Source organism: Clostridium fungisolvens (assembly GCF_014193895.1).
Lineage (GTDB): Bacteria > Bacillota > Clostridia > Clostridiales > Clostridiaceae > Clostridium_AR > Clostridium_AR fungisolvens.
Window position 1 is genome coordinate 3,853,495 of record NZ_BLZR01000001.1, and the last position, 15,941, is coordinate 3,869,435.

Here is a 15,941-nt window from a genome sequence, read left to right on the forward strand (position 1 = left end):
TATTTAAAAAAACTATTGACACTGTAATAATTATTTATTATAATAGTTATTACCCACCATTTAAGATGGATAATTGTTGTCTTAAACACAATGATAGTATTTTATCACATATCAGATTCTTATTCTAGTCTTTTTTTTATGTTTTTATAGCATTTTTTCTATTTCTTCTTCAACATATAGATATTTATCTCTGAATTCCTTATTTATTAAAAACTTTTCTTCAGCCTTTTTTACATTATAATTAATACTTCTAGAAGACTTAGCTCTAAATATGTTTAACAATTCTTCTTTTTTTATACAGTCATACTTCTTCATCAATAACAAAAACATATATTTATTTTCTCTGCTTTTCAAAAAATCTTTATGCTCATTTATGTCAATTCCATGATACTGGCATAATAACTCGATTATCTTATAGTATCTATCATACAATTTCCTCACCTCTACTTATATTGTAATTATTGCCATTTACCTTACCACTTAAACTTCTTTCACCTAAATTTATATTTATATATTATGAAGAAATTTTAGCAGTGGAATATTTTTTTGCTTTTTTACTGTACATGCAAAAGATTTTAAAACCATTTAAAGTTCTAGGTTTAGTCTTCATAAAAATTTTGCACTTCCTTATACAAAAAAAGATTTAGCATTCATTATAGAAATTCCTGTAATAAGAATCACTTAATAATAAACACTAAATCTCTTCATAAATTTTGATATGTTACACTTATTTACCGTTTAAATCATATACTTAAACGCAAAACTTTTCTATATTCTTCAAATAAAAGTTCTTAAAAACCCTGTTATAACCTAGTTTTTTGTCTTTATATTTATTTTTAGTTGAGTATTATTACTTTCTTGACCACTTACACTCAAATTGTAATCAATAAATACATCTCCACCATGCTCATCTATATTTATCTTTAAATCTTTGGTGTCTATTTTAAGTTCTAACATTCCATAAGGTGTATTATAAAGGCTTACTGAACTATTATCTTTTTGAAAGTTCATCTTTGTGGCAGTAGTACCTTCTCTTTCAAGAATCAACTCATTCGAAGTTATAGAGATTTTAGTCTTTGTTCCTTCCATGCCTGATATTTCTGTTTCATCATATATTGCTTCGTATCCATCCTCTTTAATAAAAAACTCCCCTGGAGTTACTACTTCAATTAGATCTTCTTTATCAGCTGGCACTTGATTACTTGCTATTGAAATTATTGCCTTCTTCTTCATTTTTTCCTCCTAGCTTACATGCACTTTTTTGCATGGTAAGCACATTAATTTGCAACTATATAATAGTTTAATAATTTTAAGTCCTTTATTCAAGTATTATAAAAAATATTTATTTATAAAAAAGTCGCTGAAGCGAACTTTTTCAGTGGCTTTTTTAACGCATCTGCCTTTCCGAATGTATATGAGGAAACTTACAGGCGAATAAGTTTTTTTTGCCCATCTACCTTTTCTTAAGCGTATGTGAAGAATCTTACAGGCGACATATTGTTCTTTTTTTATTCTTTAGCTTATACTACGTCTTAAGTCTGTTCGCATAATTATCTACAGATATAATTGAGATATAATTTCCTAAAGAAAAATAAAAATTTCACTAAAGCGATCTTCTTTAGTAAATTTTTTTGCGCATCTGCCTTTTCTGAACGTATGTGAAGAAATTCTGACAGGCGACATATTGTTCTTTTTTTATTCTTTAGCTTATACTACGTCTTAAGTCTGTTCGCATAATTATCTACAGATATAATTGAGATATAATTTCCTAAAGAATAAAAATATAAGGGCCTATTCCAAAAGAAATTAATAGTTGGAAATAGGGCCCTTTAATACTATATCTTTTTTATAATATCATCAAATATTTCTTTTATTTTAAATTTGAATACAACCTTATTGCTAGAGCTATCACTACCTAATTTACCTTGGTTATTCACTTCATCATACTCTTTATCTGTTAAAACTCTTTTCATTTGCTTTTCCGTTTCATCATAGGAAACTTGTCCCTTTGTTATGTCTATGAAGCATAGAGGTGGAAACATAACACACCACCAATTTTGTCCTTTTCCAGATCCAATTATAACCCTGTAAGCCTCATAATTACCTTGAGGCAATGTTATATTACCATAAGTTTTTACCGGAAAATTTTCATGATCTAGTGTGCTATTTACTGCATAGGTATACCCATTATCCTTTATTACTTTACTTGCGATCTTCTTTATTTGCTCATCGTTTTCCTTTAATATCTTCCTTGATTCATCTATTGATTTTGAATCTTTTAACTTTGGTGTTATATATTTTAATATTTCATCTCTTACCTTAAGTTTTAGTTCCTGATCCTTTTTATCATCACTATTTGCTATTACATGAAATCTTATTAGTTTATCTTTTATTTCATCACTTACGGAACTTCCATCTTCCTGACCATATACAGTTATCTTGTTTAAAGTATTATAAGAAAATATGCCTATTGTTAATGAGAATATAATAGTTACAATAAATAATATTTTTTTCATAAAAAATCAACCCCCTGACACTTGTAATTATTGCCAAAGGGTTTTTTATTTATACATTTTTATTTTAAATTGTTCTAGTTATATATACATCTCTATATCTTTCTTTCATCTTTTCATAGCAATTTTGAGCTTTTACCATATCCTCAAAGAAAGCAAAAACTGTAGGTCCACTGCCACTCATCAATGTTCCTAAACAACCTAAATTAATCATACTATCTTTTATTCCTTTTATTAACGGGTGCTTTCTGATAGTTACATTTTCTAGTACATTTTTCATATTTTCAGCTACAAATTTTATATTACCTGAGTTCATCTCATGGATTAAATTATTTATTCTAGGGTGCTTATAGATACGTTTTATATCTAGTAACCCATATACTTCTTTAGTAGAAACACCAAATGGTGGTTTAACAACAACTAATATATAATTTTTAAAAGGTTTTAGTGGCTTAATTTGCTCTCCTATACCTTCACAAAGCGCTGTTCCACCTTTCATGCAGTAAGGTACATCCGCGCCTATCTGGAGCCCCAAAGCCAACAACTCTTCTTCCGTTGCATTGATTTCAAATATATCATTCATACCTTTAATTACAGCTGCAGCATCTGTACTTCCGCCAGCCATACCTGCAGACATGGGTATGTTTTTTATTATATCAATTTTAACACCGCTTGAAATATTATACTTTTCTTTAAAAAGTTTAGCGGCTTTATAGCAAAGATTCCTACTATCAGTTGGTATAAACTGGTTATCACAAGTTATAATTATATCATTATTACTCAATTCTTTATTAATATGAATAACATCATATAAATCAATTGTTTGCATTATCATTTTTAATAAATGATAGCCATCCTCTCTTTTACCAATAACATCTAAGGCTATATTTATTTTAGCATAAGCTTTTAGTATCATCTATTTTCAACCCTTCCCCTTGTTCTATAATAATTATATATTTTATCGCAATAAATGCAACATATAGTTTTATGGGATTTTACCTTATATGATTAACACAATAGGTACAAACTGGGTTTAAAATAATGTAAAAAAGTCGATGAAGCGATTTTCTTCAGTGAGCCTTTTTAACGCATCTGCCTTTCCGAATGCATCTGAGGAAAATCGGACAGACGAATAAGTTTTACCTTTTTACTGCATTGCCGTAAAAAACCTCTAAAAGTATTGAAATATATAGATTTAACTGATATACAAATTTTATATTTTCATACACAGTAAAAAACAACAGTTGAAGCTAACATTAAGCTAGCACACTGTTGTTTTCATGATAAGCCTTTTTGATGATTTTATTGTAGTATATGAATTTTTTACATATGAACTACATTTTCTAACTCAATTAAATCAACAACTTCTTCAGACTTATCTTTGATATAATTAACTAATCTTTCAAACTCTTCAAAAAATACTACTATTACATCACCAGGAACTGAATCACTTAAAGCATTATCTAATGCTACTACTTCATCAAGTATTACATGTATATCTTTTTTAGATTTATAGTCCAAGGCACCTTTCAAGAGAATATCTGCGACTTCTCCTTCTCTTCGTCCTCTTTTATCTAAATCTTCTTTTATATATATCTTATCTAGAAACTGAGCTGATAAAGCGCCTAATTTTTGTATACTCTCATCTTTTCTATCACCCGGAACGCCTATTACTCCTATTAGTCTATTATGCGGCATACCTTTTAACGCATCCAAAACACAAGTATATCCATCTATATTATGGCCATAATCTAAAATCACCTTAGTTCCATTTATATCATACTCATTAAATCTTCCCGGATTAGAATTTTCATCACCGAGGAAAGTTGTTAGGCCTTTAGCAATTATAGCATAATCTAAATTTATACCGACTAATGCGCTACATGCTGCTAAGGAATTATATATATTATACTTTAAATTTCCATTTTTAGTTATAGGAATATCTTTTATCATACAAACTGTATATCTTTTATTATTATTTTCAACATATATAGCTCCATCAGAAGCATAAACAACAGGATTGCCTTGCATAATATTTTCTCTAATATATTGGTTATCTCTATTCATAGAGAATAATATCTTCTTTTTATCTTTTATTCTATCTAAAACCCTAATACTCCATATATCATCTACATTGATAACAGCATACCCTTCTTCTTTAATAGCTTCAGCAACTAAAGCTTTTGCAAAAGCTAACTGTTCCATTGTATCTATGTTATCTATACCCAGATGATCTTCAGTAATGTTTGTTATAATACCTACATCTGCAACATCATAAGCCAATCCATTTCTAACTATTCCACCTCTAGCAGTTTCAAGCACCGCTACATCTACATCTTTATTTAACAATACTGATTTTGCGCTTTTAGGACCAGTATCATCACCAGTATCAATATATTCTCCGTTTATAACTACCCCTGAAGTAGTTGTCATCCCAACACTATATCCCATAAGACTTATTACATGAGATATCAACCTAGTTGTAGTAGTCTTTCCATTAGTACCAGTTACAGAAATAACTGGGATATTCTTCGGATTTCCTTCATACATCATATCTACAATCGCTCCAGCCACATCTCTTTCTTTTCCAAAAGTTGGATAATGATGCATCCTAATTCCAGGAGCTGCATTTACTTCCACTATGATTCCTTTACCTGAAATTGGTTCTGATATATCTTCTGTGCATATATCTATTCCACAAATATCTAACCCTATAGTTTTCGCCACTCTTATACACAACTTTATATTTTCTTCACATATCTCATCAGTACAATCTATTGATATACCTCCTGTAGATAAATTAGCGTTCTCTCTCAAAAATACTCTTTCACCTTTTACCGGTATAGATGAAATATTGAAGCCTTGTTTTTTTATACAGCTAATTAAACATTCATCCATCTTAACTTTTGTTAATGGCTTTTCATGTTTTTCTCCTCTTCTAGGATCGCTATTTAAATTTCTTATTAAATCTTTAATATTAGCACTTCCATCTCCTATTACAAAAGGAGGTAACCTTTTTGCTGCAGCTATTACTTTATTGTTTACAACGCAAACTCTATAATCTTCTCCTTTAACATACTTTTCAATAATTATATCTTTATAGTCACTATTTATAGCTTTATAAGCTTTAAGCAACGACTTTTGATCAGTTATATTAAGGATAACCCCCTTACCTTTGTTTCCAAATTGGGGTTTTAATACTACTGGGTATCCTATATCATCCGCTTTTTGCAATAAATCTATAGTATTGAACACTTTTTCACCTATAGCAACAGGAATAAATTGTGCCTTTAAAAGCTGTTTTGTAAGCATCTTATCACAAGCTATGTCAGCACCTATGCATCTAGTCGAATCACCTAAAGCTGCAGCTATGACTCGCCCTTGCTTCCCGTACCCTATTTGATACATTCCGCCATCTCCAAGCTTAAGAACAGGAAGTTTTCTTTTTTGAGCCGCATCACAAATTGCTTTAGTACTAGGTCCCATCATCTCTTGTGACATTGTTTGTTTTAAGTATTCTAATCTTTCTTCTAAGTTAATTGTTTTTTGCTCTATCAAAGAATTTATTAAATCTATGGCAAGATATATAGCTCCTAATGCCGTATTTTTATGTTCATATTGGATTATCATATAATACAGGTCATCTTTTATCTCTCTGGCTTTCCCATAAGCTACATCTATACCTAATATATTTTGAATAGCAATAGTAATATGTTCGCATATATGAGCAAGATATGTACCTTCTTTTAATCTGGTTACAAAACCATTATCCTCATCAATTCCACATCTATGCTTATTTAATTCTGGTAACATCTTAACAAGAGTATCATTAAAATTAGGAATATCTTTACTTGGAATCTCGCAATAACCTTCCAAATCAACATCTGCTCTTATGCATTTCTTATGGGAATATACATTCTTCCCATCATAAACTATTTCTTTAACAAGCTTCATTTTAATTATTTTCCTCCTCAAAAGGTGCCTTACTAACTAGATCAAATCTATGTCCTTTAGCTAGAACATGCATTTTTACATTAAAAATACTAAGCAAATCATCTTGATGCTGCTCAGAAACATTCGTATATGTTATTTGGCTTCCATCCAAAATATACACAGCACCTGAGCCTATAACTTTAAGATGATCATCCTTGCGTATAACTATAGCAGTATCCTCATCAATGCCTATTCCTAAAGCTTGAGGATTTTGCGCCACTCCACCTAGAAGTCTTCCTATTCTTCCTCGTTGAGAAAAATGCTGGTCTACTATGATATTTTTCACAAGTCCAAGTCCTGGAGACATTTTCAAAGTACATTTTCTAGGAGATTCCTCATCATCTCCAGTCACAATCATGGTGTCACTCATAACAGATGCTCCTGCTGAAGTGCCAACCATATAGCAACCTCTTTCAGAAGCACTAATTATCTCCTGATATATTGGTGTTCCTCCAATTATACTTGTTATTCTTAACTGATCTCCTCCAGTAAAAAATATTATAGAAGCTTCTCTTACTATATTTATATTTTTTTGAAGAGAACAGTCATCTCTATGTTGCACATCCAATATTTCTATTTTTTTAACGCCTAATTCCGTAAAGACTTTTTTATATTTATCTTTTGCCTCCTCAGGTTTTTCTGTAGCAATAGTAGCCACAGCCAATACATCATTTTCTTTATCTATTTTAGAACATACATATTTCAATATCTCTTTATTTCCCTCTTTATCTTCTGCTCCTCCTATAATGATTAAATTTCCTTCAGATTTTATATTCACAAAAAAATCACCTCTAATCATTCATTTTTTTATTTTAACCATGTTGTTTAGATTTATTCATTTATCCACTTATATCCACATACACATACACATTCTGAATATGCATACTACATCATATTTAAATCTACCAAGCTAAAGCTTCGTAGAGTCTTAGAATAAATGATTTTCATAATTTGAAGTAAAAATTATTATTACATAAAACAGCAGTAATTATATTTTTGCCTACCAATATACAAAAAATACTTTCAATTTTTAACAGCAAATTTGACTGGCTACATATTCTTCTTTTTTATTCTTTAAAGCACATTATGTTTTAATTCGTTACTCATATAAAGATGAACTACTTCGATCCGAAATCTATTTTTAAAACTCTCATGAGTTCTGGTGAGAGAATTTAAAAATATAAATTCTAGTACGAAGTGGTTCATATATAGATAAACTAGTTATATCTAATAAAACTAATAGATAATTCTACTAAATAATAATGGTAATAAGATTATCAAGTATATATTTTATTTGGAACTGGTTTATCTATATTTATTCAAAGATATAATTGAGTTTTAAATTGTTAAAGAATAAAAAAAATGAACTTTTAAGCATACTTTCGCTTAAAAGTTCATTTATATAGAGTTCCTAGCTCAACTATTAATTTATGCATGCTAAAATTCATAGGTGCATGATTTTCAAACAAATGTAAATTAAGTTTCAACATAGGAACTCTTTAATTAAATGTTATAATCTATAAAAGCTATATTACAGCCCTTCCAGGTATTATAAGCTTTTGATTTACACAAATCGAATCTGGTCCTTCTAGATTATTTATCTTTAATAACTCAGCCATTGTAGTATTAAACTTCTTTGCTAAGCTCCAAAGAGTATCGTGTTTCTGTACAGAGTAGATTGTTATAGATGCTTTCTTACCTGCAACTTCTCCCTCTTTTTCTTCTACCTCTGAAATATATTGTTTCTTGCTCAAAAGATATATTTTAGCGCTTGCATTTATAACTGCCTTTATAGCAATTGTATGTGCTTCTATGGATGCTTGAAGACTTTCTATCCATGCTTTCACTATAGATTTCATATTATCTTTTATATCTTGTATATCTACAGTTGTAGTAAACGGAATTTCAGACTTCATATTTGCAACATTATTCTCTGCATCAGCAGTCTTGTATATTACATTAACATTTACGATACCATCGATAACAACCTTATTATCAACAATTTTATTTTCTAACGAAACCACTTCTCCAGTAGTGCTTAAGATCTGTAATGGTTCATTAGAATTTCCTTCAGGCTCTAGATTGTCCTTTATAATAGTCTCATTATTTCCTTGACCATGTAGCACAGTCATCTCTACATCATCTTTCTTTAGTTCCATATTTCTAACTGGAGAATATGCATCTTCAATTATTTCTAAATCATCTTTGCTATATACTTTTAATTGTCCACCTAGTAATACTTCAATATCGAGAGTTCTAGCTTCGCCTAAGTCATCTTGACTAATGCTGTATTCAGTTCCTGTAACTCTAAATTCCCCATCAGTAATCATAGCTGAAGAAACACTCTCTGCATCTTCTTCTTTTGTTAAAAATAAGTCATCCTCTATAGGAACTAATTCTCTCGAATCTGCAGCTTTGTATAATAGGTCTAACTTGCAGTAACAAGATATTTGAACTTTACCATCTAAAGCCCTTATTTCTTTTTTATGAAGCTGTACATTTATTTTGATGATTTTTCCTATCTGTGGTTTATCCATTCCAATTTGTAAACTTGCTTTAGTTGATAAATCAAAACCTTTTTCATAAACAAGTTTATCAAATGCTTCAACTCTTTTTTTAACTTCAATATCGCCAGAGCCTTCAATATCTTTTACAAATTCAAAGTTATCTTTCTTGTACACAGTGCATTTTGTTGAAAAAATACATTCTAAGCTAACTTTTCTTTCATTTATTATGTTTGAATTAATATGTTCAACTTCACTCTCTGCATCGCATACCATTCTATGTTCAGCGCCGGCAACATCAATATAGTTTGCAAACTTATCGCTATAAGTAATTGTATGGACTCCTAATCCTTCATCTTCTTTTGCTAAATAGATTACATTGTACTCTACCTGCCCTTCAACATAAACCCTCTCTTGTACTACTTCCTTATTAGTAATAACAGGTTTAGCCTCTACGGTAAGTATTCTCACCACATCCGGATGGGTATCCGGAATTAAGTATTCACCTTTCAATACTGCATCAGATGAGCTTATACTGAAAAGTCGTTCGTATTCGATATTCTCTTTTATCACATCTAATCCTGCCAAATTCATCCCTCCCATAATATACCTACTATAATGTATACACTGGAGGATTCAAATTTATGATTAAATATTTATATAAATTTACTTAATTATTTCTGCAGATTTTGTCGAAATCAAACAAGTTTTTTTTAGATTTTGGGTTGACAAGTTGAAAAATATGTCGTATTATAAAGATGGTTATTGACCATATAACCTCTCATAAATTCTCAATACCCTTTTATACCATAGTTGAAAGATGGAAACCCACCATCTTTCTTTTTTTCATTTTATTTGTAAACGTTTAATTTAATTATAGTTTTTAAGCAAACTCTTAATAAAGTATTTATTTTATATAAAATAAAAAACTAAAAACCCCGTACAGATTTAAAGTTTATAATCACGAATCATATATCACAAAATAAATTAATTATATAATTGCAACATATTCTCACAAGTATAACTTCAAATCCGTAAAACGAGGTTCTTAATTATCCTTTAAATACAAGCTGTACAGTTTTTGTCAATACATCTGAATAACTATATGTCACAGTCCTTTGGGTGTCAGTTTCTAATCTAATAACAAATATACTTGGGTACACACTCTCAAGCACACCATTATTAACTAGAACCTTTCTTCGTCCTCCATTAGCTCTAAGTATAACTTTTTCACCAATATGACCTTCTATGTCTTTCCTTATGGAAGATAATGTCTTACTCTTTTCCATATGAACACCCTCTTTCCTATTATATTATACCTCTAATTAACCTAACTGTCAAATTGACCAAATATTTTATCACTATTTGTTTTGTTTTGTCAATGTAAAATTTCTATTAATATTTTATGAATTTTTCACATCTTTCTATAGTTTCTTCATAAAAATGAATTTTATTCTTTCTATCTATATTTTTCTTTATACACTACTGTATCTTTATGTAAAAGGCTTAATAAATCATCCATCAATATTTCAATGTATTCTATATTAAAGCATAAAAAAATAGAAAGTACCTTCTTAAAGATAAAATACTTCAATCCGAAACCTATTTCAAAACTCCTCTGGGTTCTGAGAGGAGAACTTGGAAATATAAGTTTAATTATGAAGTAGTTCATCTATATAGAGTTCCTAGCTCAACTATTGATTTATACATGTCAGAAAATCCCCAGAAGCCGCGATTTTCGAACAAGTATAAATTAAGTTTCAACATAGGAACTCTTTACTTAGACACTTTCTATTTAATAAAGTCTTGTTAATATTTAATTAAGCTGCATAACCTTTTTATGTTTCAGCACTTTTTCTAGAGCATCAGTATAAAAGTATTGACTTAGATTTTGTTTCATAATATCTAGGAAAGCCTCTATTGACGAGTTTGAAATGTCTATCTTTATCTTTATATCGTATACTTCCATGATCAATTCTCTTGTCATATCACTAAATCTAATATCAGTTACTTCATCCCATTTTATAACTTCTATTTCTTTAAATATATTTATATAGTGTATTTCTTTATCCGTTATGTTTATATCAACATTTTTCCAATACAACACCATATACGACCCCATACAAAGAAGTATTGTAGCCAACAATGTAATAAAAATATTTTCCTTCACAATATTCACATAGCTACCTAAAAGAGATATCAAAGCAGAGAATAAAATAAAAACGATTCCGTAAATGCAATATAGTTTATTTACCCTAATATTTAAGTTATTTGCGTTCATATTCTTAACTGCAGAAGAATTTAAATACATTGATATACACTTTATCAATGCACCTATTGAGATTAAAGCTATTATTATCACTTCACTCACTCCTTAAAAACATATATATTTATATAATTATTTCTATATACTCGTTAAAATTCCTTCCAATATTTTACAAAAGGTGTTTTTATTTAAAAATAAAAAACAATAAAGCAGCTCCAGATAGAAGCTGCTTTACTTTTTAGTATGTAACTATATATATATAGCCAAGATATGTAAATGGGTTCTTATTCTAATTCTTTATATAATTTAGCTTATATAGAATTACTATTTAAGACCATTTTCATAGCTTTCTATAATCTTCTTAACCATATATCCACCTACTGAACCATTTTCTCTTGAAGTCAAGTTACCATTATAGCCTTCAGTTAAGTTAACACCTAGTTCTCTTGCTGTCTCAAACTTAAATTGACTTAATTTATCTTTTGCTTCTGGAACTAAAATTCTATTTCCTCTGCTTGCCATGATAATTTCCTCCTTAATATAATTAATTTTTATTACACTAATATATTGCTCAGAATCAGGATTCTTATTATATATATCTATTGGAAACTCCTTTATCTTTATCCATTATTACAAATAACATTTTTGTGTTCCATCTAAATCCTATGTTTCCTTCAAACTCCACCAATATTTGGTTTTAATTTTCATCTCTTCAAAAAATATTATAATACTTTTATTAATGTATATTATAGATATACCAGTTTCAAATAAAGTCTACTTATCAAGTGAAATACCATTAATAGTTAAATCGATTGTTGGTATATTTTTAAATCATAAAAACGGAATATCTATTGGTCTGAACAGATAAACTACTTCAACCCTTAGACTCAAAATAAAGATTTCGATTATCCTAAGAACATATTATAAATTTAAACATATATTATAACATAGAGCTTATTTATTTGAGGCTTTTGATCTAAATAACTAATGATCTATAAATAACTTTCATTTGTGCAGTTCTATACTGGACAGCTATAGCACTGCTACAACTAAAGAAACTTCAAACAATATGATTAAATTATGAGGTGTAAACAATGGCATATGGTAATAATGATAAACAAAAGACTCCTTCAGAAATATATGAGTTACTACAATTAATACTTCAAAAACAAGAACAATTTGAAGCTCAATTACAAAAACAAGCTCAGGCTCAAGCTCAATTGCAGAAACAACTTCAGGATCAGAATCAAAAACAGCTTCAAGATCAAGATCAACGTCAAAAACAATTGCAAGATCAGGACCAGGATCAAAAACAACTTCAAGGTCAATCTGACTATGAAACTGAAAGCATTAGCTTTGGAGATATAGGTAACAATAAAAATAAAGTAACAGTTAAAGTAGATAACTATGCGATAGCAGTACTAGCTTTAGTATTTTTACGCTTATCAAAAGGAAACTTGGAAGATGACGACCTTAAAGGCTATCTTGATGCTTTAATCACAAAGAGCAGTTTTTCAGAATAAAAACATTTATCTTTTCTATAAGTCTAGGGGCTACCCCTAGACTCTTTATATTTTCATCAACTTTTTAAGCTTAATTGTATTGTATTTAAACATGTTGCTTTAACAGAGCCTAAAACTTAAACAGCATCCATTTACAAGTACATAGCTCATACTTAATCTCATACACCCTTTCATTGTCTGCTATTAGACTTTGGCAGACGAATATAATCATATCATTACCTGCTATCCGCTCCTTATATAATTTAATTACTTTATCAATCTTAATTACATAATCCTTATCTCCCTTAACCTTAAATCTTACAGGATTGGGTTTACCACTTATATCAAACCAAGCTATCATTTCTATACTTTTAGCAATAATCTTCAAGATTTCACCACCCGCGTACATATGTTCGTATTTATTTTATCAAACTATTTTTTTCTTATCAACAATTCTTATGGATTATTTAGAAATATTTTCTTTTTTTAATTATTAATTACTATCCACATTCCTGTATTATTTTTCACTTAATTTCACCGTATACAGCTTTCATATCAACTACGGGAAATTAAATATAGGGTTTCAACTTCAATTATTAATTTATGCATGTCCAAAAATCCTAAGAAGCCGCAATTTGCGAGCAAGCATAAAATAAACTATAGGTTATTTTTTTACAAAATAGCCTATAGTTTATTTTTAATTCATTACTTAAGATAATTTTCATTTTGCTTTGAGTTAACATCTTTAATTTCATTAAATATATCCGGCGATTTCGTGTTTTCTTCATTGTTTTTGTAATTTGCAACAATATCTTTAAGTTGCGGTATTGTTCCCAGCAAATCCATGAATTCTCCTTTAGTTAGAGGTTTCTTATCGTCTTTAAGTTCATATCCAATTTGTCCACTAACTTCTATAGTAGCATATTCCACTTCAGCAATTGATGAAACTCCTATTTGTCTTAACCTAGTTTCAAGTCTATCCACTGTAAGCCTTAACTTTTTCATATTTTCAATTTTTAGTTGCCCATTTTCAATTACTATAACTGACTTTCCTGAAAATAGCTTTTCCATAAAATCAAGCTTTAACTCTAAATATTCTACAAATATCATTGATAATACAAGCATAAAGGCCGATATGAAAGTTCTTACTAAACTTTTATCTACCAATGGCTGAACAATTAATTCTCCCATCCCAATCATAACAACAGTTTGCGCTATTGTCATTTGAGATATAGACTTTCTTCCTCCTAGTTTTAAAACCAAAGTACCACCAATAAAAACTACAATTGCTTTATAGATCAACGCTACTTCCATATAATTAATCTCCTTTTGAAAACTGCAAATAAAATATATAGATAATATAATTTATTATTGTCATTTTCAAAAACATCATGCATTTATTTTATTTCAATACTCTATGAGCTTATCATAAAGCACATGGGAAAACCCCCAACATACCTTACATGCAAAGTAATATTGGGGGTTCTTTTAAATGGTTCCTATAACGAAACTTAATTTATACTTGTTCGAAAATCACGCACCTATGAATTTTAGCATGTATAAATTAATAGTTGAGCTAGGAACCCTATAAAGATGTATCACTTCGATCCGAAATCTATTTTTAAAACTCTCATGGGTTTTATTGATAGAATTTAAATATAGTAAGTTTTATTACGAAGTTATACATCTATTATAAACTTTCTTTTATAGCTCTAATCCATTGTTTAGCTCTTAATAAACTACCTTCTTTATCTTTTTTTAGAGGATCCTCGAAGGCTATCTCTCCGACAAAATCATTTCCTTTTAACTTTTCTTTAAAATCCACAAAAGTCTTTCCTTCTTTTCCTCCACCATGGCAGCAAAACAAAGCAATTTTTTTATTTTCTATTTTATTTTTTTCTAAAAATGTATTAAATACAGGTGCAAATCTACTTGCCCATACTGGCGTTCCAAGAATGATAAGATCATATTTAGAGAAATCTTCATTTATAGGCTCAATATCCGGTTTATCTTTAAACATAACCTGCTTTCCACCCCATAAATATTTTCTAAATCCACCTGTAGGTATTTGTTTAACTGGTTTTATCTCAGTTATATTTCCATCTAATTCTTTACTAATAGTTTCTGCAATAAATTTAGTATCCCCTTCTAGAGAATAAAAAATTACTAAAGATTTCATCTATAACAACTCCTGTAGTCTAATTTTTAAAACTCATACTATATTTTTCAAACCTATCAATATATTCTAACACATATATTCTCTTTTCATCTTCATTGAATAATAAAATTGCATAATCATTCTTATTTGGCTTAAAATAGTACAAAGTTTTCTCCTGCACTTGCGGAATATATTTATTAGATTCCATCTTCTCATTATTAACTGATAGACAATCTTTAAACTTATCTACAAATTCATTTACTTCTTTTTTACTTTCTTTGTCAACTAGCTTCCACTTACTAAAATCCTTTAGTTTTTTAACGTTATTTTCATCATATTCTAAAACTGAATACGCTCTTCCTTCTGCTGGCATCCTCTGTATATCAGACATAACTTTGATTTCATGTTTTGGTTTCGGCATATCTATGCTGAAATTATTCTTTAGAGTAGATCTTACGCTAGAAAAGTATTGGTATACACTAATAATTTGAAACGAAAAAAAAGCTACCATAATAAATAAGATAACAGAAATACTTTTAGATGGCTTCCTCATATACCCTCTCCACTTTTATTAATTAAGTACTATAAAATATTATTAGTATTTAAAAATTTTCTCATAGCTTTCATGAGCCTTTACAGGTAATTTTCCAATTGAATTGCTAAATATAAGTGCGTCTTTATTTAAGGTGAGCTATTTCTGTAGATATATTCCAAATAAAACCCTTTACATTTGTAATATTTTAAAAAGCAACTAGATCGGGGTAATCTAGCTGCTATTTATTAGGGGATCAATAACATTAAACGCTCTTTTGTTAATGGCATTTTGCTAACTTATTCAGTTCTAAATCCTATAACATTATTATAAACAATAATTATTAATAAATTATATCTTTTGTGCTAATAATATGTTAATTATTATTAACTTTTTAATATAATTTCCATAAAAAATATATGGTTTTTGTATATAATTCCAAGCCAAGATTTTCAGCTTAAATTAACTAACTT

15 protein-coding genes are annotated in these 15,941 nt (G+C 29.0%); 1 reads left to right on the top strand and 14 read right to left on the bottom strand.

Features of this window, described 5'->3' with window-relative positions; genetic code table 11:
- Positions 1-144 precede the first annotated feature (144 nt).
- From bsdtw1_RS16985 to bsdtw1_RS17030, 10 genes are all read right to left on the bottom strand, one after another.
- Positions 145-432, bottom strand: a complete 288-nt coding sequence (locus bsdtw1_RS16985; protein ID WP_183278740.1) for a ribose-5-phosphate isomerase — start codon at positions 430-432, stop codon at positions 145-147.
- Between the two features lie 378 nt (positions 433-810).
- Positions 811-1,233: a YwiB family protein gene (locus bsdtw1_RS16990; RefSeq protein WP_183278741.1), complete on the bottom strand. Its 423-nt coding sequence runs from the start codon at positions 1,231-1,233 to the stop codon at positions 811-813.
- A 602-nt stretch (positions 1,234-1,835) separates the two neighbouring features.
- Positions 1,836-2,516 carry a stage II sporulation protein R gene (gene spoIIR / locus bsdtw1_RS16995; RefSeq protein WP_183278742.1) on the bottom strand — a complete coding sequence of 227 codons (681 nt, stop codon included), beginning with the start codon at positions 2,514-2,516 and terminating at the stop codon, positions 1,836-1,838.
- 64 nt (positions 2,517-2,580) lie between these two features.
- Positions 2,581-3,429 (bottom strand): 4-(cytidine 5'-diphospho)-2-C-methyl-D-erythritol kinase, encoded by an 849-nt coding sequence (gene ispE / locus bsdtw1_RS17000; RefSeq protein ID WP_183278743.1) that lies wholly within the window; start codon positions 3,427-3,429, stop codon positions 2,581-2,583.
- Positions 3,430-3,836: 407 nt separating this feature from the next.
- Positions 3,837-6,467, bottom strand: coding sequence for a cyanophycin synthetase (gene cphA, locus bsdtw1_RS17005; protein WP_183278744.1), 2,631 nt, complete (start codon positions 6,465-6,467; stop codon positions 3,837-3,839).
- A gap of 1 nt (position 6,468) precedes the next feature.
- Positions 6,469-7,284 carry a cyanophycinase gene (locus bsdtw1_RS17010; RefSeq protein WP_371874706.1) on the bottom strand — a complete coding sequence of 272 codons (816 nt, stop codon included), beginning with the start codon at positions 7,282-7,284 and terminating at the stop codon, positions 6,469-6,471.
- Positions 7,285-8,032: 748 nt separating this feature from the next.
- The gene (locus bsdtw1_RS17015) at positions 8,033-9,598 is read right to left on the bottom strand and encodes a DUF3794 and LysM peptidoglycan-binding domain-containing protein (protein WP_183278746.1); all 1,566 of its coding nucleotides are present in this window, start codon (positions 9,596-9,598) and stop codon (positions 8,033-8,035) included.
- A gap of 464 nt (positions 9,599-10,062) precedes the next feature.
- Positions 10,063-10,299 carry a Veg family protein gene (locus tag bsdtw1_RS17020; RefSeq protein ID WP_183278747.1) on the bottom strand — a complete coding sequence of 79 codons (237 nt, stop codon included), beginning with the start codon at positions 10,297-10,299 and terminating at the stop codon, positions 10,063-10,065.
- Between the two features lie 527 nt (positions 10,300-10,826).
- Positions 10,827-11,372, bottom strand: coding sequence for a hypothetical protein (locus bsdtw1_RS17025; RefSeq protein WP_183278748.1), 546 nt, complete (start codon positions 11,370-11,372; stop codon positions 10,827-10,829).
- A gap of 228 nt (positions 11,373-11,600) precedes the next feature.
- Positions 11,601-11,798, bottom strand: a complete 198-nt coding sequence (locus bsdtw1_RS17030; protein WP_183278749.1) for an alpha/beta-type small acid-soluble spore protein — start codon at positions 11,796-11,798, stop codon at positions 11,601-11,603.
- Between the two features lie 572 nt (positions 11,799-12,370).
- On the opposite strand from bsdtw1_RS17030, the gene bsdtw1_RS17035 reads away from it, so the two are divergent.
- A complete protein-coding gene (locus tag bsdtw1_RS17035) occupies positions 12,371-12,799 on the top strand; it encodes a hypothetical protein (protein WP_183278750.1) in 429 nt (142 codons plus the stop codon).
- 109 nt (positions 12,800-12,908) lie between these two features.
- Here bsdtw1_RS17035 and bsdtw1_RS17040 read toward each other — a convergent pair whose 3' ends face one another.
- The 4 genes from bsdtw1_RS17040 to bsdtw1_RS17055 all read right to left on the bottom strand — a co-directional run bounded on the left by bsdtw1_RS17040 (position 12,909) and on the right by bsdtw1_RS17055 (position 15,489).
- Entirely contained in the window at positions 12,909-13,166 is a 258-nt protein-coding gene (locus bsdtw1_RS17040; RefSeq protein ID WP_183278751.1) for a hypothetical protein, read from the bottom strand.
- A gap of 317 nt (positions 13,167-13,483) precedes the next feature.
- Positions 13,484-14,092, bottom strand: a complete 609-nt coding sequence (locus bsdtw1_RS17045) for a DUF421 domain-containing protein (RefSeq protein WP_183278752.1) — start codon at positions 14,090-14,092, stop codon at positions 13,484-13,486.
- A 376-nt stretch (positions 14,093-14,468) separates the two neighbouring features.
- Entirely contained in the window at positions 14,469-14,957 is a 489-nt protein-coding gene (locus bsdtw1_RS17050) for a flavodoxin family protein (RefSeq protein WP_183278753.1), read from the bottom strand.
- 19 nt (positions 14,958-14,976) lie between these two features.
- Positions 14,977-15,489 (bottom strand): hypothetical protein, encoded by a 513-nt coding sequence (locus bsdtw1_RS17055; protein ID WP_183278754.1) that lies wholly within the window; start codon positions 15,487-15,489, stop codon positions 14,977-14,979.
- Positions 15,490-15,941: the final 452 nt, after the last annotated feature.